The organism is Roseivirga seohaensis, assembly GCF_001592945.1.
Lineage (GTDB): Bacteria > Bacteroidota > Bacteroidia > Cytophagales > Cyclobacteriaceae > Roseivirga > Roseivirga seohaensis.
Window position 1 is genome coordinate 1 of sequence record NZ_LRPB01000047.1, and the last position, 19,255, is coordinate 19,255.

Genomic DNA, 19,255 nt, shown 5'->3' on the forward strand with positions numbered 1-19,255 from the left:
TGTAGAAGGCTTTCTTGATGGAGATAGCCAAAATGCAATGTTTTTCGAGCCAAAGGCATTGGATTTTGATTCACATGATAATCTTTTTGTAGCTGATTGGGGCAATAACCGAGTAAGGAAAATCACCAGTTCGGGAGATGTTTCAACTATTGCAGGCAATGGACAAGGTAGTTACTCAGATGGGAATGCTTTAGAAGCTGGTATTTCAGGGCCAATTGGATTGACTGTAGATTCTAATGATAACATTTATGTTTCTACAGTAAACTACAGAGTCAGAAAAATCACAATAGAGGAGAACTATCTACTCAGTGGCACTGCTATTTATCAATCAGGTATAAAGGGCGTTGAACTTCGGGTGGATGATGGGTTTGGAGGTTCTGCCACACAAATTTTTAACATCACTGTAAACGATATAACACCGCCTGTATTCACTTCACCAACTACTGTAACTTATACAGAAAATGAAACAGGTACAGCCTACACCATTGTTGCCACAGATGCGAATGATATTACTTATAGTTTAGGCACGGGAAATGATGAATCATTTTTCAACCTAACAGAGGGTGTAGTAACCTTTAAGGCATCTCCAGATTTTGAGACGAAGAGTAGTTATACTATTCAAGTAAAAGCGAATGATGGCTCAAACGAGTCTGCTCAAACTGTAACAATTACAATCATTGATGTAGATGAAATTCCTCCAGTATTTACTTCAGCAACTGCGGTAAATTATGCTGAAAACGGCACAGGTACAGCTTACACTATTGTTGCCACCGATGCTAATGATATTACTTACAGCTTAGGTACGGGAAATGATGAAGATTTCTTCGATATCGCTTCAGGTGTAGTAACCTTCAAGACATCACCAGACTTTGAGACGAAGAGCAGTTATACTATTCAAGTAAAAGCAAATGATGGACTGAACGAGGCTACCCAAAACGTGACGATCTCAGTTACGAATGTTAATGAAGCACCGACTGAATTATTCATCAATAATACCTCCATAGAGGAAAATAATGAGGTAGGTGGTGAAATAGGTCAATTGACTACTGCGGACCAAGATGCTGGAGATACACATAGCTATACTTTGGTTTCAGGTTCTGGAGACACAGATAATGCATCATTTGAAATCGTTGGTAATAAGTTGGCTGCCAAATCATCATTTGATTTTGAAGCTAAAGCATCTTATTCAGTTAGAATCAAAGCTACTGATGTTGGAGGCTTGTCGTTCGAAGATAACTTTATCATCACAATCACAAATCAAGCAGAGGCAATTTTAAGGATTGAAGGCGGTCAAAGTGCTGAAACCACCAATGTAGGGGAAACCTCTACACTAGAAATTTCAATACTCAACGATGGTGATGGTGTAATGGAAGTGAGTTCAATTACCTATCCAGATGGTTTTACAGGCCCGGCAACGATTGACGCAATAGCTCCATCTGCAAGTAAATCGATCACCGTAAGTTTTGCTCCTACAGAAGCCAAGACTTATTCTGGTGATATTGTAATTAGCTATAATGGAGGTTCTGGTATTAAATCAGTAGTTGCCGTAGCCGAAGTTGTAACCTCAATTGATAATGGATTTATTGACGAGGTAGCAGTAAGTATCTATCCAAATCCTGCTAATGATCGTATCACAATAGATTTGAGTCAGTACAATGGAAGACCTGTAGAGGTTTCAATATTTAATGAATCTGGACATGGTCTCTATAAGAGGTCGAATATTAGACATTTGACTCACGATGTTGAGGTTAGTAATTATGTTCAGGGCATTTACATTGTATTGGTAAAGTCTGAGATTGGTGTGGTAAGAAAGAAACTGATGATTTTCAGATAGAAAGTTTTGAACCTTATTGTTTGAGACAGAAAACCGGGGGAGACTTCGGTTTTCTGTTTTTAATTAATGTGGTGTTGACGAATTGGGCTTTATAATTCACTTTAACTCTCCCGCCTTAGCCTTTCCCACCTAACCCGATCTAATACCATTCAACAGAGGAATTGAATGTCTTTAGTAATCCACGATTTTTTGAACCCTATTTTTTACGTAAACTCATGGTTTAATTGAACAAACTATTAATTAGCCTATGAACCAGAAAGTCAAAAAATGGGTATTAGGGGCACTATTTTTATTTAGTGTTTCACTTCAAGCCCAAGACTACAACAACGCTAATCAGCTTGCACAAAGACTGAAGCAGTTGGCCGGGTCTTCACCCGATGTAAAATTAGAATCAATCACAAAAACCGATGGAGGCAAAGACATTTGGATGCTGACCCTTGGCAAAGGCGATGTAGATAGCAAACCAGCTATGGCCGTTGTTGGTGGGGTAGAAGGTGCTCATATTCTTGGAGTAGAAATGGCCGTGCGCTTTGCTGAAGGTATTGTGAAGGATAATGCGAGTGTTTTAGAGAATACTACTTTTTATGTTTTCCCAAACATGAGCCCTGATGCTACCGAACAGTATTTCGCAAGCTTGAAATACGAAAGAAGTGGCAACGCAAAACAAACCGATGACGATCGTGATGGAAAATTGAATGAAGATCCATTTGAAGATTTAAACGGTGACGGTATTATTACTTGGATGCGTGTTGAAGATGCTACTGGTGACTGGATTACTCACCCTGCAGATAGCCGTGTAATGATTAAAGCTAACAAAGCAGAAGGTGAAAAAGGTAAATACAAAATATTTACCGAAGGAATGGATAATGACAAAGATGGTAACTTCAATGAAGATGGCGAAGGCGGAATTCATTTCAGAAAAAATTTAACTTATGAGTATCCATATTTTGTAGCGGGTGCAGGAGAACACTCTGTATCTGAAAAAGAAAACAGAGCCTTGTTAGACTTACTCTACACTAAGTGGAACCTTTATGGTGTTTTCACATTTGGCCCAGGCAATAACCTTTCAAGCCCTTGGAGATTTAACCGTGCTGGAGCCTCAAAAAGAGTGGTGACCAGTGTTTTGAGCGATGATGCTGATTTGAACAAATTCATTTCAGATGCTTATAACAAAACTACAGGAATGAAAAACGCACCTGCTTCTGGCGAACAAGGTGGTGATTTCTTACAATGGGCATATTTCCACTTCGGAAGATTGAGTTTAGGTACACCAGGTTGGTGGGCACCTACTGTAAAAGATGAAGAAGGAGCAGTAGCCAATAAAGACAAAAACCAAGAAGTAAACTTCTTAAGATGGGCAGCGCAAGAAAATCTAAGCAACTATTTTGTTGATTGGAAAGAAATCAGTCACCCTGATTTTCCAAACCAAAAAGTAGAAGTAGGTGGTATTGCACCATTTAAAATGAACAACCCTCCAATGTCAATGGTGGCAGATGCTTCTAAAAAGAACAATGATTTTATTGTTGAATTAGTAGGGATGCAGGCAGACGTTAAATTGATAAATCTTAAGTCTGAAGCCGTAGGTAAAGGAATGACAAGAATAACAGTAGACGTTTACAATGCAGGTACATTGCCTACCCATACGCAAATGGGAACCCGTTCGCGTTGGTTAAGACCAATAGTAGTTGAAGTGAAGCTTGGTAAGGATCAAGAAGTGATTTCTGGACGAAGAATTATGACAATTAATAACCTTGAGGGCGATGGATCGCAACAATTTACTTGGCTTGTTAAAGGAAAAGGATCGGTTCAAATCGAAGCTGGTGCTCCACATGCAGGTATTGACAATGTTACTGTAAACCTTAAATAATAAAACCGATGAAAAGATATATATCAAACTTATTCGCTGGTTTAATCATGGTAGGTTTAACACTGCCAGTAACCAGTTTTGCTCAGAATGCCGATGAAGTTTTTAGGGCAGCAGGCTCGCCTCACAACCCTAAGGTAAACATTGCCTTTAATCGCTATTATACTTCTGAAGGATTGGCCGAGTTATCAAAAAAAATAGCTGCTGCTCACCCAGATTTGGTAAAGCGTATTTCTATAGGTAAATCTTATGAAGGACGTGATCTTTGGATGCTTCAGATTACGAACTTCAAAAAAGGAATCGCAGACAGAAAGCCTGGATATTATATTGATGGTAATATTCACTCTAATGAAATTCAAGGAGCTGAAATTTCTATTTATACCGCTTGGTACTTAACAGAAAACTATGGTGATGTAGACTACATTACTGATATGCTCGATAATCGTATCTTCTATATTGTTCCAACCATCAACCCAGATGCAAGGAATCATTATATGCAACAAGCGAACACGGGCAGTTCTCCTCGTTCAGGTATGATGCCTTTGGATGATGATCGTGATGGTTTAGTAGACGAAGATGGTCTTGATGATCTGGATGGTGATGGCTCTGTTACCAGTATGCGTAGAAAAAGTGAGTATGGCGATTTTATCGTAGACCCGCTTGATCCACGAAAAATGCTCCAAATTGGACCAGATGATGTTACTACTGCACAACGTTACGAAATGTTGGGTTCTGAAGGAATTGATAACGATGGTGACGGTAGAGTGAATGAAGACCGACCGGGCGTTTATGATCCGAACAGAGACTGGGCATGGAAATGGCAACCTGATTATATTCAGCGTGGTGCCTTAATGTACCCTTTCAGTGCACCTGAAAACCGTGCTGTAGCTGATTTTGTTATGGCTCATCCTAATATTGCTGGAGCCCAAAGTTTCCACAATTCTGGAGGTATGATTTTAAGAGGCCCTGGGGCTGAAGAAGATTTAGCTACGTACAACCGTGCTGACCTTAGAATTTACGATGCCATTGGTATGAAAGGACAGAAAATGCTACCAGGCTACCGTTACTTAACCGTATACAAAGATTTATACTCTGTATTTGGTGGAGAGTTAGATTGGTTCTACGGAAGCAGAGGTATTTATACTTTCACTAATGAGATCTTCACTAGCTTCGCTTACTATAAAAATGAGCGTGGCGGAAGAGATGAGGGTTATGACTTTGATAAAGAATTATTAGCAGGTGATGCTTTTACTCCTTGGGCTCCTTATAACCACCCAACTTATGGTGAGGTAGAAATTGGAGGTTTCAAGAAAAACTTTGGAAGAGCTACCCCTGGATTCTTGTTAGAAGAAGAACTTCACAGAAACATGTCTTTTGCTTTATATCATGCGCATCATATGCCGCTATTGAGCATAGATAAAGTGACTGAAAAAGATTTAGGTGGAGGGTTAAGAGAGATTACCGCTGTTATCAAAAACGATAGAATGATGCCGACCCATGCTTCACAGGATTTGAAGTATAAAATCGAAAGACCTGATTATGTAACCATTTCTGGTGTGGATGTTCAAGTCGGTATGATTGTTCAAGATTTAGATTTAGGGCTTAGTACAGAACAAAAAGTCGATCCAGCTAAAATGGTGTTGGAAAACATCCCTGGCAACAGCACTGTTACCTTGCGTTGGATTGTATCAGGAAAAGGTACTCCGAAAATCACTGTAGATAGCGCTAAAGGTGGTATTGTAACCAACTAAGCTATTTCTATTGAAATTACATAAATAAAAAACCGGAGGAGACTCCGGTTTTTTTATACTCTATTGCTTGGTTAGAAAGTATTTTTAAATTCTCACTAGCTATAGCTCTTTTTCCCCTTCTTTTCTCTTTTTGCTTCTTTCTTTTCTTTGGGTGTTTTTAATGCTTCTTTTTTGGTAGACTTTTTTGCGTCCTGAGATTTGGCCATAGTTTCTGAATTTTCTTCAATGTACTGTTTTAATGTCAGGAATTGATAACAATTATAAATACAGCCAGAAGAGCCTACCTTCTCTTATTCTTTTTGATTTGATTTTTATCTCCTCGAGTTCTAGGCTTTTTATATTTCGCTTCAATTTTTCTTTTATAAGATCCGCCTTGATTTTCCTTTTGGTTCTTTTCTTTTTTTTCGTGGAAAGCAGGGCCTGGTACATGCTTAGATTGCTTGTGGTTTTTATGGACTTCAATTACCACTGGCTGTTCTTCAGGAGTTAACTTTCTGGTTACTGGCACCTCTTCTGGAAAAGGAAGCGTAGGTATTTCATAACCCATTAACAATTCAATAGCCTCTTTGTCGGCTTCTTCTTTTTCTGTGTAGAATAAAATGCTTTTCCCTTGATGCTCAGCTCGGCCGGTTCTACCAATTCTGTGCATGTAGTTTTCAGGAAAATTAGGGGTATCGAAGTTGATGACATGGGTGATCTGCTCTAAATCCAAGCCACGGGCAATCACATCGGTAGCTACTAAAATCCGTGTGTTACCCTGATCAAAATCTTCGATAGATCTGATTCGGTAGTTCTGCGATTTGTTAGAGTGAATTACCCCAACTTTCGACATGAACGTTTCTTCTAATAACTCATAAAGCCTATCGGCTGCCTTTTTATTCGCCACAAAAACCAATACTTTTTTAAACTCAGCTGTATCTTCTAACAGATATTTCAGAAGGTTGGCTTTGGTATAAAAGTTAAGTACTGGGTAACATTGTTGGGCTATATTATCGAGTGGAGTTCCGCTTACAGCTATTGAAATTTTAGCGGGGGTAATGAAATAATCATTAATTAACGCATCTACTTCGTCCGTCATAGTGGCCGAAAACATAATGTTCTGCCTTCTTTCTGGAAGTAAATCGAAAATATTCTGAAGCTGAAATCTAAAGCCCAAATCGAGCATTACATCCACCTCATCTATAATTAATTTGTTAATGCTTTTTAAGGAAAGTGCTTTGCTCAGTACTAAATCATACAGTCGGCCAGGCGTGGCTACTAGAATATCGCATCCTTCGAGCGCTTCAGCCATATGCGTTTTGATATTCACTCCACCATAAACTCCCAAAACACGAACATTCATGTATTTGGCCAATAGCTTGGTTTGTTCCACTACCTGTAGTACCAATTCACGAGTTGGAACAACCACCAAAATACGTGGTGTAGTTTGTTTAGAAAACTTCAGGTCGCGCAGGGAAGGAAGCATGTAAGCGAAGGTTTTTCCCGTGCCTGTTTGCGCAATTCCCACCAAGTCTTTTCCAGATAAGACCATAGGAAAGGCTTCTGCCTGAATAGGAGTAGGCTTTTCAAAATTTAGATCATCAATGGCGTTCCGAAGCGGAGTAGAAAGGTTAAGCGATTCAAAGTTATCCATGAAGAAAATATTTTTGCAAAAATAGGGATATCTTAATTAGCAATTAGTAAGGCCGAAAATCTTCTAGTAAAGTATTTTAATCAATCACAACCACATTCTTACCCATCACTTTTCTTTCCATCAAGTCTTGAATGGCTTCAGCACCTTGATTAAGCGGGTATTGTTTATGGATATGCTGCTGCAGTTGGCCAGTTTTGATCCAACTGAGTATCTGATGAAAATTGGCCATGCTGTCTTTTGGCTGTTTCTGCGCAAAGGCTCCCCAAAATACGCCTACAATAGAAGCGCCTTTCAGAAGTGGTAAATTCAAAGGAATAGAAGCTGGTGAACCTCCCGCAAAACCCACTACTAAATAACGTCCTTGCCAAGCCAATGAACGTACTGCAGGTTCTGAAAAACGATCGCCTACGGGATCGTAAACTACATCTACACCTCGGTTGTCGGTCAGTGCTTTTATTCTTTCCCTAAGGTCTTCGGTGCTGTAATTAATGACTTCATCTGCTCCTTTTTCCTTACATAAGGCCAGCTTTTCGTCTGTTGAAGCTGCGGCAATCACTCTGGCGCCCATCAACTTCCCGATTTGAACAGCGGCTAAACCTACACCACCTGCTGCGCCCAAAACCAAAAGTGTTTCGCCTTCTTTTAATTGAGCCCTTTGTTTTAAGGCGTGAAGTGAAGTGCCACAGGTGTACATGGTGGTAGCCGCTGTAATAAAGTTCATTCCTTCGGGAATGGGTAGGGTTTTATAGCTATCTGCCAAAACTTCTTCTGCAAAACCTCCCCAGCCTGTGAGCGAGAAAACACGGTCGCCCACTTTCAAATGGTCAATTCCTTCACCAATCTCTTTTACAATGCCCGCTACTTCGCCTCCAGGAGCAAAAGGTAATTCAGGTTTAAACTGATATTTATTTTGAATAATAAGACTATCGGGGAAGTTAACACCACATGCCTTTACAGAAATGACCAACTGACCTTTTTGTGGTTTTGGGCTTTCAGTGGTGGTGAGCTTTAGGTTTTCTGTAGAACCAAATTCATGGCAAAGTAGAGCTTTCATCATTCAAATTATCAGTTTAGACTTGCTCGTTCAGATTAACCAAGATTTAAGACAAAGGCAAGTCGCAGCGCATTAAATGATCTTTTTGTTTATCGGTACCCAGCTTAAAAGGGTGTTCTGCAAATTTATAGAAGCCCAGCTGTTTATAGAAGGCAATGGCTTTTGCGTTTCGCTCCCAAACGCCTAACCAAATGTATTCAACTTGATGTGATTTGGCCTGCTGAACAATGAAATCGAAAAGCATTTTACCATAACCTTGGCCATGAAAATCTATATCTACATAGGCGCGCTCAAGCTCTATACTTTTTGGGTCGTTAATATCTGATTGAAAAGGAGTGAAGTTCAGTTTTATATAGCCTATCACTTGGTCTTCAAGCTCCAAAAAATAGAAGTCAGAGCCTTCATTAGCCATTTCTTGACCTAGTTTTTCTTCTGTTATGGCCTTTTCAATATAGGCACTGAAATCTTTAGGGTCGTTGTCTTTTTCAAAAGTGTCTTTAAAGGTTTTGAGCGCAAACTGGGTCAGTTGTGTTAAGTCTTTTGCTTCGCACTTTCTAATAATTGCAGACCCAGTTTTCATTCGAGTATTTCTTTAACGCGCCCTACTTGGCCGTCTTCTAAACGCACTTTAATACCGTGGGTATGTTTCGGAGATTTTGTTAAAATATCTTTCACAACACCTCGAGTTAGTTTTCCACTTCTTTGGTCTTGTTTGAGCACAATGTTTACCTCAATACCCGGCTTTATGTTCGCTCTGTTGGTTCCGTCCATTTTGCAAATGTAACGAAAGCGAAATAATGAAACGCTTGCCTTAGCCTAGATTTTAACTTGAATAGAACTCATTTCTTTAGGTTGAGATCAATCCTTCAAATTCCTTAACTTAAAGCTTTTAATCTTGCCTTATGAAGAAATTCAAGTTCCCCAATCCGTTTACGGTACTGTATATCATTATCATACTAAGTGCTATAGCCACTTTTTTAATGCCGGCTGGAAGCTTTTCAACCTTAAGTTATGATGCAGGTAATTTTCTTATTGAAGGCAAAGAGAACACCGTTTCTTTAAAGGCAAGTCAATCGGTTTTAGATAGCCTAAACCTGAAAATGGAGCTTTCTAAATTTGAGGAAGGGAAAATCAGAAAACCTGTTTCTATTCCAAATACTTACGCTGAAATGGAATCGAGCCCACAAGGCTTAATGGCCATTGTATATGCCCCAATCAAAGGTATTTACGAGTCGATTGATATTATTCTTTTTGTATTGATTATCGGAGGGTTTATTGGTGTTTTTACCGCTTCTGGTGCTTTCGATCGAGGTTTGTCCTCACTTTCAGAAAAAATGAAAGGGCGAGAAAAGTGGCTGATTGTAGCGGTTATGGTTTTGGTTGCCATAGGAGGAACAACCTTTGGAATGCAGGAAGAAACCATCGCCTTTTATCCTATTCTAGTTCCCATTTTTCTAGCTGCTGGTTATGACCTAATAGTGCCTGTTGGAGCATTATACGGAGGTTCTTGTATTGGCCTAATGGGCGCAATGATCAATCCTTTTGAAACCATAATAGCTTCCGATGCAGCTGGCGTAAGTTGGACATTGGGCATTTACAGTAGATTGGCGATGTTTATTTTAGGAGGCATTGTTGTGATTACTTATGTGTTGCGATATGCAGAAAGGGTGAAGAAAGATCCCAAGCAGTCGCTTTTATATAATATGGATATCAAGCAGCCATTTTCGGCATTGAAGAAATCTGAACAGGCAGAAAAACTGAATTTGAAAACTCAATTGCTCTTAGTGCTTTTTGGCCTAACCTTCGTGATAATGGTGTATGGTGTTTCTAGCTTGGGTTGGTGGTTCGAAGAAATGACAGCTCTGTTTTTGGTCAGTGCCTTGTTCTTAGGTCTCATCATCCGTTTGGGCGAAAATGCTTTTGTGAATGCCTTTATTGCTGGCGCGAAAGATTTGTTGGGAGTAGCGCTAATTATTGGAGTAGCACGTGGTATTACCATTGTAATGAATGATGGACAGATTTCAGGAACCATCCTGAATTATGCTTCCAACATGGTGAGTGGGGTAGATGGCTTGGTGTTTTTGCCTGTGCTGATGTTGGTGTTCTTTGTATTGGCCTTTTTCATTTCTTCATCTTCAGGCTTGGCCTTGGTGAGTATGCCCATTATGGGTGCTTTGGCCAATGTGGTGGGCGTTCCTACGGAAGAAATCGTGAATGCTTATGTGTTTGGTTTTGGGCTTATGATGTTTATAACACCAGCCGGAATTATTCTTCCTTCATTGAGTATGGTGAATGTACCTTATAATATTTGGCTCAAATTTGTGTGGCGCCCAATGTTGATGATGGCCGTTATTGGTATGGCTATTTTAGCAGTAGGCTATTTGGTTTAAACGTATTGTATTGGGGTTAGGGCAAAAAAAAATGTCCTGGTAGAATACCAGGACTGTATAAGTTTCAATTAAAAAGTAGAGTTTCAATAGCGAATACACCACCAAGATAGTAATTTTTTCAATACATAGTGTTACTATAATATTAACTAAAAAGCCCATTAATTTCTAGATTCACTTTTTCAACAATGAGCGAGTAATCTTCTACTTTGCTAACAAAGTCTAGGTTGTTTACATCTACAATGAGCAGTTTACCCATATCGTAGTTGCCAATCCAGTTTTCATAGTGCGAATTGAGGTTTTTTAAGTACTCAATTCTAATCAACTCCTCGTAATCTCTTCCTCGCTTCTGAATATTGCCCACAAGTTTTGGGATGTCTGCTTTAAGATAAATCAATAAATCTGGCGGTTGCACATACTTGATCATAGATTTAAACAGCTCTAAATAATTTTGATAGTCTCTGTCGCTTATAAAGCCCGACTGTTTTAGGTTAGCAGCGAAAATATGTGCGTCTTCGTAAATGGTTCTGTCTTGAATCGTGCCTTTTACAGATTCTTGAATGGCAGCAATTTGCTTAAAACGACTGTTTAAAAAGTAAACCTGAAGGTGGAAAGACCAACGGCTCATGTCCTCATAAAAATCCTTGAGATAGGGGTTATCCTCAACCGACTCCAGTTCAACATTCCAATTGTAATCCTTTCCTAATTTCTGGGCTAAAGTGGTTTTACCCGACCCTATATTTCCTGCTATCGCTACGTGCATATGTTCTAAAGTAATGGCTGCAAGTTAGAACTTAGCCATCTTTTGAACAGGCTTTTTTGCATAAAAAAAGTCTGTGGAAAACCAGACCTTTTTTACAAACACCCAATAAATATGATGAGATTATTTATTGAGCTAAAGGTAAAGTTTGACTGTATCCTGGTGGTAAATTCAAGATTAACAATATGTTACTTCTTAACTGATTAGGTTTTATATGTAATTAGAATCAGTGTGTTAAGGGTTTTTGTTTAGGAATGTAGATATTTGCCTCCTGAGTTATCTGCACGATCGATTATAAATATTCAGAAAAACCACATGCCCATTCTTCCTTCGAAATACCAAGGTCCTCCATTCTTTTACTTTAATGGCCATTTTGAAACCATTATTCCAAGCATAAGAAGGAAGGTGGTGGGTGTTAGTTATGAAAGAGAGCGTATTGAAACGCCTGATGATGATTTTTTGGATATTGATTGGGTAAGAAAGGGGAATAACCGCTTATTGGTAGTGAGTCACGGACTGGAAGGAGATTCTGGAAGACATTATGTAACTGGGTTAGCAAAGCTTTTTGGTCAGAACGGTTGGGATATTCTGGCTTGGAACAACAGAACCTGTAGTGGTGAAATGAATCGTCAGAAAATCCTTTATCACCATGCTGCCAGCTATGATTTACGCAGTGTGATTGAGCATGCCAATCAAAAGTACGACTACGATCAAATTGGCCTTGTTGGTATTAGCATGGGAGGGGGACAAACACTCCGTTATTTGGGGGAGTCAGATTTTCCATTGCCGAAAAATGTGAAAGGCGCGGTGGCCATTAGTGCACCTTGTTCTCTGACTGAAAGTGCGGCTACTTTAAACCTTAGGGTGAATAAGGTGTATGAACAGAAATTCCTTGTAAAGCTTAGAGAGAAGATAAAGAAGAAGGCCATACAATTTCCTGAAATTGATGTAAGCCGAATGGATACGGTAAAAACGCTTAAGGAATTTGATAACCTTTATTCTGGCCCTATTCATGGTTTTAAGGATGCGAAAGAGTTTTATGAATTTTGCGATCCTTATCCTTTCATTAAAAATATTGAAGTTCCCATTTTACTCATTAATGCACTCAACGACCCATTGCTAGAAGGGAATTGCTACCCATACCAGTTGGCAGAAGAAATGCCAAACCTGTATCTAGAAACCCCAAAAAGAGGAGGACATGTAGGCTTTATCCTGGCTAAAAGTGAGTTTACTTATTCAGAACTTAGGGCTCTTGAATTTTTGAATGAAGAGAAAGGTTAATTGAGCAGTACCTGCTTCCATTTTTCCGATTCGGCATATTCTTTAATGACTTGGTTTCTTTTCTCAAGAAGCTTGAACATGTATTTTTCTAAAACAATGCTGTCGAAGAGTTTGCCAAGAATACCTAGGGGAGAGGTGTAATCGAACCGATCTTTCATTTGGGTTTGCCCGTTAATTTCTTCAAAATGATGTTCATGCTTGAATGATTTGAAAGCTCCTTTCACCATTTCATCTACAAAGTAATGTGGGCTGTTAAAAACCGTAATTTTGGAAGTGAGTTTTTGAGTGATGCCAAAGTGTTTGGCTTGCCAAGTTACCGTTTCATTCAAGCCAATCAAGCCTGAAGTTTTGCCTGCTATTGCTCTTTCCTTAGTTTCAATCGTAGAAATTTGATGAAGATCAATACTTCTCGATAAATCAAAACACCGTTGCACCGGAGCGTGAATGGTGGTTTCGATTTTTATGCAGGGCATATCTTAAGTTATTAATTAAATCGATTAGCATAAGTTAAACTATGCTTTCCCTAATTTCTGATCATATTTCCCTGTACCTAAATCATGCAACAAGCTAAAGTGGCTTTTTAAGGCATGATAAAAAGTTTTGTGTTGATAGTAAGGAATGCCGTATTTCTCGGCCGTTTGCTTTACTATTTTGGAAATGTTTCTGTAATGAACGTGACAGATATTTGGGAAAAGATGATGTTCGATTTGATAATTCAACCCACCTACATACCAAGAAAACCAACGGCTGCCATTGGCAAAATTAGCGGTAGTTCTCAACTGGTGAATCGCCCAGTTGTTTTCCATGCTACCTTCTGCATTTGGAGTAAAGAAATCGGTTTCTTCAATCACATGGGCAGGTTGGAAAATAAGTGCTAGAATAAGACCAGAGATAAACTGCATCATTAAGAAGCCGAGCAACACTTGCCACCAAGGTAAATCTACAATGAGAATGGGCAAAACTACCGTAAGTACAATGTATCCCACTTTGTAGAAGCTCAAGCGCCAAATTGCTTTTTTCAGCGTAAGGCCTTGACCTACTAATAAGTTCTTTTTGTTATAGTCAATCAGTTGTTTGAAATCCTTGCTGAAAAGCCAATTCAATGTCAGCAATCCGTAAACAAAAGGGGCATAAAAGGCCTGGAATTTATAGCCTTTTTTGCGCGGCTGGCTTGGTGATAAGCGCATTACCGGATTCTCAAAGTCTTCATCATAACCTTCTACATTGGTAAAGGAATGGTGGAGTACATTGTGTTGAATTTTCCAGTTGATATGGTAAGCACCTAAAAAGTTGACCAAGAAACCGAAAAATTGATTTACAGTTTTCTTGTTAGAATAAGCTCCGTGATTGGCATCGTGCATTACAGATAAGCCAATGCCAGACATGCCCATGCTCATCAAGAACCAAATGCCCATCATTGGCCAAAAAGTGTTTACTGTGCCTGATAATAGTATAGCTAGCGGAATGAAGTATAAGCAAATCATGAAAGCAGTTTTCACTTTCATGGTAGTGTTGGCCTGCTTAGAAATGTTGTTTTCTTTAAAATATCCGTTTACGTTTTTTCTAAGTTCAGTAACAAATTCGGGTCTGTCTTGGGTATTGAATTTAACAGCAGGAGTACTCATAACGGATTTTTTTACTTTGATACAAAAGTAATGCGAATTGAGTTTAGTTGGTGAAGTTCAGCCAAAGTTTTGATTATCGGTGAACCAATTCATTTTTGGGTTTCAATCCACTCAGTCAAAACGCTTTAAAGCTAAGTCTGAAATGGAATTACCAATAGATAAAGACGAAGTAGCTGCTGGCGAAGGCGCATTACATACGTTAATGGCCTGTTTGGTTTCTATAATGGAAAAGTCATCTAACAAACCGCCAGTTCTGTCGCAAGCCTGTGCACGAACACCCGCACCGCCATCAATCAAATCATCAGATTGAATTTCTGGAATTAACTTCTGCAGGGCCTTGGTAAATGCAGCTTTGCTGAAAGAACGGTACATTTCGCCAAAACCCGTTTTCCAGTACTTCATGGCTACTTTTTGGAAGCCCGGCCACATTAATGATTCGGCCAATTCGCCCAAATGAATTTGCGATTTTTTGTAGCCTTCACGTCTGAAAGCCAAAACAGCATTAGGTCCCGCTTCAATTCCGCCTTTCATCATTCTTGTGAAATGAACGCCTAAGAAGGGGAAGTTGGGATCGGGAACGGGGTAAATCAAATGCTTTACTAAATATTCCTTTTCTGGTTTCAACTTAAAATACTCACCCCTAAAAGGAATGATTTTTAAGTCTACATCTTCGGAAGTTTTTCTAGCAATTTTATCCGAATACAAACCACAACAGTTGATTACAAGCTTGGCCTCAAATGAGCTGTCATCGGTAGAAACATTCGAATATTGACCTCGATCAGAAATGGCAGTTACCTTGGTGTTTAATCTAATTTCACCACCCAATTCCTTGATTTTCTCACCGTATTTTTCGGCTACCAGTTTGTAATCTACAATGCCCGTATAGGGAACATTGAGGGCTGCGATTCCTTTTACATGCGGTTCAATTTCATTCATTTCTTCGATAGAAATTCTCGAAATTTTGTCTAAGCCGTTTTGTAAACCTCGCTGATATAGGTTTTCTAATAGTGGTTTTTGAAAGTCATCAGTGGCTACCACAATTTTCCCACATAGTTCGTAAGGAATACCTTCTTGATCGCAAAAATCAATCAGCATATGGTAGCCATTAATGCAGTTTGTGGCTTTTAAACTTCCGGGCTTGTAGTACAAACCAGAGTGAATTACACCGCTGTTATTTCCAGTTTGATGTGCTGCCAAGGCACCTTCTTTTTCAAGAAGAAGGAGCTTAAGGTTAGGTTTTTTCTTTAAGGTTTGAAAGGCCGTTGCTAAACCTACAATGCCACCACCAATAACAATCACATCGTATTTCATCTTAGAACGGTAAGTCGTCTGAACTATCACTATTTAACCAATCTGGCTCATCGCTTGCAGATGGAGGAGGAGGCGTATTTCCGTTGGCTTGAGGCGCTGCACTTTGCCCAGCCGATTCAGGAGTAATTCTCCAAGCTTGTAAAGAATTGAAATATTTTACCTGACCTTGAGCATCTGTCCATTTTCTTCCTTTTAGGTTGAAACTTACGTTCACTGTTTGGTTGGGTTTGAAACTGTCTAAAAGATCACATTTATCTTGAATGGCTTCAAACTTCACATATTCAGGGTATTGTGGGTTTTCAGCATATTCTACAACAAACTCTCTTTTTCTGAAAGAGGCAGATACTTGTTGGGTTGGGAATATTTCGAGGAGTTTAGCTTTGAGTTCCATTTTCTAAATTTTGCTCAAAACAATTGATTAAATAGTCAAGATGCAAATTCAAATCGCAACTATAATTTGATTAGGCTTAAAACCTTTTTTTAAAACTTATGTCATAAGAGGCGAGAATAGGTGTGGTGAATACTTCTTTTAATTAATGAAAATACTCATATTGACCCAAGTTTGACTAACTACTATTATTGACAAGACTACGTTGAGGAGGCTAATTCTATCTTTTTTTGGACTGCTATGCATTGCCCTATCGGTAAATGCCCAAGTTACTACCGAGGGTAGAGATTTCTGGTTTGGGTTTATGGATAATAATCAGGCAGAATCCATTGAGATTTATATCAGTGCCGAAAAATCTACTTCAGTAACAATACAGACACCACGCGATGTTTTCAATGTTACAGTAACCGTTGATCCAGGGGTTTCTAAAAAAGTAATTCTTCCAATAAACCTTATGCCAACAGATGAGGGTAAACACGGTTTCGGTATTCATGTTACTTCTGATAACCCTATTTCATTATATGCATTAAATAAACGTCAGGCCAGTGCCGATGCTGCGGTAATATTACCTACGCCTGCTTTAGGAAATGAATATTATGTGGTGGCGCATAGAGAGCCGCCAGGTGATGGAACAGGGAGTGATTTGGAGTCTGAGTTTTTAGTGGTTGCTTCTGAAGATGATACGCAAATTGAAATTACCCCAACTGGTACTACTTATAATGGCTGGTTAAAAGGTATTCCTCAAACCATTACTCTTAATGCTGGTGAAACCTATCAGGTCAAGTCAGATGAAGATTTAAGTGGCTCTTATGTGCGCACTGTGAGTCAGAATAGTTCCGACTGTAAGAGTATTGCCGTTTTCGGAGGGAATAAATTTACCAATGTTGGAGGCTGTGGCCCTTATCATGATCACCTCTATGAACAAATGTTTCCTGTTTCTACTTGGGGAGAAAACTTCCTTTTTGTCCCTTACGAAACAAGAAAAGGAGGAGATTACGTAAAGATCATCGCCTCTGAAAATGACACCAGAGTGGTGATTTCAAAGATGTCGCAAACAGTTATTCTTCAGGCTGGTGAAGTAAGAGTATTTGAGAAATTAGAGGGAGTAAGAACTATTTCAGCAGATAAGCCTATTACTGTAGCTCAGTTTAGCAGAAGTCAGGAATGTGATGGAGTATTTGCTGACCCATTTATGATTATTGTGAGCCCCCTTGAACAAAGAATCAAATCTGTGACTTTTAATGCCTTTGCCGTACAAGTCATTTCTAATTATTATTTGACCCTAATAACGACCAAAGATGCCGTTAAAGATGTTTTTTTGGATGGGGTAGATGTTACGGACAAATTTAAAATAGAAGGTGATGCGGCCTATGCATCGTTTAATATTGCCCAAGGAAACCATCGATTAACCGCTCCTGAAGGAGTAATCGCCTATGTTTACGGCTATGGCGACAAAGAGTCATTCGGCTATTCAGCGGGCGCCAGCCTCGAAAACCTTAATGCTCAACTTTTACTGGCCGATGCCAACCTTAACATTATATCCAATGAAGGCTGTTTAAATTCAAATATTGATTTTAAAATTCAGTTTGAAACTATACCGGGCGAAGACCCGCTTTATACAGTTTTCGATTGGCATTTTGATGATGGTGCAATGGCCACAGGTGAAGAGGTGAACCATGCGTACACTACACCCGGTGATTATGTAATCAGAGTAATTGCTTCCAACGGTGAAGGCAGCTGTGGTAATTCAGAAGTTTTCACAAAACAGGTCACTATATTGGAAGTGGAGGCCACTGAAATCGTAGGGCCACAGTCGGTTTGCCCAGATGTTAATTTGATTGATTATTCTGTGGTAGGTGCAGATGAAAATACCTACGAATGGATTATTTCGGCCGATGGTCAAATCACCAGCGGTCAAGGTACAGATCAAATTCAAGTGTCATGGGGGGCGCCCAATGACAATGCCTTCTTGAAAGTAGTACCGAAAAATGCCTTGGGCTGTATAGGCGATACACTGGAAATTCCAGTGAAAATCAATAAAGAACTTGCTCCCCCTTTACCTACAGGCAAATCAGAGGTTTGTTTTACAGAATTTCAAGAAGTTATTTACTCTACACCGCAAACCAACGGTTCTGTTTACACTTGGGAAGTAATCGGAGGAACCTTTGTTGACGGTATTAACACGGGCAACGAGATAAAAGTGAAATGGAATGGAGTTGGAAATGGCAAGGTCAGGTTTTTAGAATCCAACCCCTTGGTTGCCGATTGCGATGGATATTCTGAGTATTTGCCAGTTATTATTTATTCAGAAATTAAGCCAGTTGCCAATATTACTAACATCTCCTGCTTTGGATTAAAAAATGGAGCGATTGACCTCACGGTAACTGGCGGAAAACCAGGTAACTATACAGCTACTTGGGATAATGGAATGACAGGCCTTTCGGTTTCTGGACTTGCCTCAGGTAATTATGAAGCCACCATTACAGATGCTGCGGGCTGTGAAATTACTCAAACATATACCATTACAGAACCGACTCCTTTAACAGTTACTGACGGCTCAATTTTACCAGTAAGGTGTTTTTCGGAAACCAATGGAAGTATTAGTTTAAACATCACAGGTGGAACACCGAATGCACAAGGAAAATACTCGATTAAAGTAGTGGGAGTGAATTTTGATAAAACCTACAGTGATCCTGTGATCACGAATTTACCAGCAGGTGGTTATGCCGTTACGGTTACCGATGCCAATGGCTGTCAGGTTTCAAGAACTTATACGATTACCGAACCTCCCGCTTTAGAACCTTTCTTGGAGTCTTTCTTAAATCTTCCCATTTGTCCGCAAGCTGCAAATGGAACGACTTACATAGAAGCCAAAGGAGGAACGCCAGACTACCAATTTTACTGGAGTAATAAACCAAATATTGATTCTCAAGAAGGAAGTGATTTCTCTCAAGGGGCTTATTCGCTGACGATTAGAGATGCCAGTGGTTGCGAAACAGTAATGGACTTTGATGTGGAAGAGCGTTTTCCTAAAATATTTATTCCCAATGCCTTTAGCCCTAATAATGACGGTGTAAACGATGAGTTTAAACCCGTAACCGACTGCGAACTTCAATACAGCATGCAAATCTTCAATAAGTGGGGAGAAATCATTTTCTCTACAGAAGACATCACCAAAGGCTGGGATGGAAGGTATAAAGGAACCAAGGTTCAAGACGGGCAGTACAGCTACATTATTTTCTATGCGGGTGCCTTAAACGGTGTAAGCTTTGAAGAAACCAGACGAGGCACACTGAAAGTTTTTCGCTAGACTTCGTTCACAAATCAATGCCTTTCTTTAATTTCAGCATTGGACTGAAAACTTATT

15 protein-coding genes are annotated in these 19,255 nt (G+C 39.4%); 6 read left to right on the forward strand and 9 right to left on the reverse strand.

Translation table 11 applies throughout. The features are described from left to right. From AWW67_RS13495 to AWW67_RS13505, 3 genes are all read left to right on the forward strand, one after another. A partial coding sequence (locus AWW67_RS13495; RefSeq protein ID WP_141655459.1) for a T9SS type A sorting domain-containing protein occupies positions 1-1,834 on the forward strand: 1,834 nt, incomplete at its 5' end. 247 nt (positions 1,835-2,081) lie between these two features. Beyond that, the gene (locus AWW67_RS13500; RefSeq protein WP_053221911.1) at positions 2,082-3,701 is read left to right on the forward strand and encodes a M14 family metallopeptidase; all 1,620 of its coding nucleotides are present in this window, start codon (positions 2,082-2,084) and stop codon (positions 3,699-3,701) included. Positions 3,702-3,709: 8 nt separating this feature from the next. Then, the gene (locus AWW67_RS13505) at positions 3,710-5,449 is read left to right on the forward strand and encodes a M14 family metallopeptidase (RefSeq protein WP_053221912.1); all 1,740 of its coding nucleotides are present in this window, start codon (positions 3,710-3,712) and stop codon (positions 5,447-5,449) included. Positions 5,450-5,729: 280 nt separating this feature from the next. Here the strand turns inward: AWW67_RS13505 and AWW67_RS13510 are convergent, their stop codons facing one another. The 4 genes from AWW67_RS13510 to AWW67_RS13525 all read right to left on the reverse strand — a co-directional run bounded on the left by AWW67_RS13510 (position 5,730) and on the right by AWW67_RS13525 (position 8,907). Then, on the reverse strand, positions 5,730-7,082 hold the full coding sequence (locus AWW67_RS13510; protein ID WP_062302398.1) for a DEAD/DEAH box helicase: 1,353 nt from the start codon (positions 7,080-7,082) through the stop codon (positions 5,730-5,732). Positions 7,083-7,158: 76 nt separating this feature from the next. Further along, the gene (locus AWW67_RS13515; RefSeq protein ID WP_311316224.1) at positions 7,159-8,139 is read right to left on the reverse strand and encodes an NADPH:quinone oxidoreductase family protein; all 981 of its coding nucleotides are present in this window, start codon (positions 8,137-8,139) and stop codon (positions 7,159-7,161) included. Positions 8,140-8,182: 43 nt separating this feature from the next. Next, positions 8,183-8,716: a GNAT family N-acetyltransferase gene (locus AWW67_RS13520; protein WP_062302401.1), complete on the reverse strand. Its 534-nt coding sequence runs from the start codon at positions 8,714-8,716 to the stop codon at positions 8,183-8,185. Then, positions 8,713-8,907: a YwbE family protein gene (locus AWW67_RS13525; RefSeq protein ID WP_053221916.1), complete on the reverse strand. Its 195-nt coding sequence runs from the start codon at positions 8,905-8,907 to the stop codon at positions 8,713-8,715. Before AWW67_RS13525 ends, AWW67_RS13520 begins: the two co-directional genes overlap by 4 nt. Positions 8,908-9,038: 131 nt before the next feature. Between AWW67_RS13525 and AWW67_RS13530 the strand changes: the two genes are divergently transcribed. After that, positions 9,039-10,526 (forward strand): YfcC family protein, encoded by a 1,488-nt coding sequence (locus tag AWW67_RS13530; protein ID WP_062302403.1) that lies wholly within the window; start codon positions 9,039-9,041, stop codon positions 10,524-10,526. 142 nt (positions 10,527-10,668) lie between these two features. On the opposite strand, the gene AWW67_RS13535 is transcribed toward AWW67_RS13530, so the two are convergent. Continuing rightward, the gene (locus AWW67_RS13535) at positions 10,669-11,286 is read right to left on the reverse strand and encodes a deoxynucleoside kinase (protein ID WP_053221918.1); all 618 of its coding nucleotides are present in this window, start codon (positions 11,284-11,286) and stop codon (positions 10,669-10,671) included. Between the two features lie 312 nt (positions 11,287-11,598). On the opposite strand from AWW67_RS13535, the gene AWW67_RS13540 reads away from it, so the two are divergent. Continuing rightward, complete coding sequence (locus AWW67_RS13540) at positions 11,599-12,564, forward strand: YheT family hydrolase (protein WP_062302404.1); 966 nt, start codon at positions 11,599-11,601, stop codon at positions 12,562-12,564. On the opposite strand, the gene AWW67_RS13545 is transcribed toward AWW67_RS13540, so the two are convergent. The 4 genes from AWW67_RS13545 to AWW67_RS13560 all read right to left on the reverse strand — a co-directional run bounded on the left by AWW67_RS13545 (position 12,561) and on the right by AWW67_RS13560 (position 15,891). Then, positions 12,561-13,037: an SRPBCC family protein gene (locus AWW67_RS13545; RefSeq protein WP_053221921.1), complete on the reverse strand. Its 477-nt coding sequence runs from the start codon at positions 13,035-13,037 to the stop codon at positions 12,561-12,563. The genes AWW67_RS13540 and AWW67_RS13545 overlap by 4 nt on opposite strands. Positions 13,038-13,076: 39 nt before the next feature. Next, entirely contained in the window at positions 13,077-14,189 is a 1,113-nt protein-coding gene (locus tag AWW67_RS13550) for a fatty acid desaturase family protein (RefSeq protein WP_062302406.1), read from the reverse strand. 111 nt (positions 14,190-14,300) lie between these two features. Then, a complete protein-coding gene (gene lhgD / locus AWW67_RS13555) occupies positions 14,301-15,500 on the reverse strand; it encodes an L-2-hydroxyglutarate dehydrogenase (RefSeq protein ID WP_062302407.1) in 1,200 nt (399 codons plus the stop codon). Position 15,501: 1 nt separating this feature from the next. Further along, positions 15,502-15,891: a DUF3127 domain-containing protein gene (locus AWW67_RS13560; protein ID WP_053221924.1), complete on the reverse strand. Its 390-nt coding sequence runs from the start codon at positions 15,889-15,891 to the stop codon at positions 15,502-15,504. Positions 15,892-16,093: 202 nt separating this feature from the next. On the opposite strand from AWW67_RS13560, the gene AWW67_RS13565 reads away from it, so the two are divergent. Then, on the forward strand, positions 16,094-19,198 hold the full coding sequence (locus tag AWW67_RS13565; RefSeq protein ID WP_141655460.1) for a T9SS type B sorting domain-containing protein: 3,105 nt from the start codon (positions 16,094-16,096) through the stop codon (positions 19,196-19,198). The last annotated feature ends 57 nt before the right edge of the window (positions 19,199-19,255 follow it).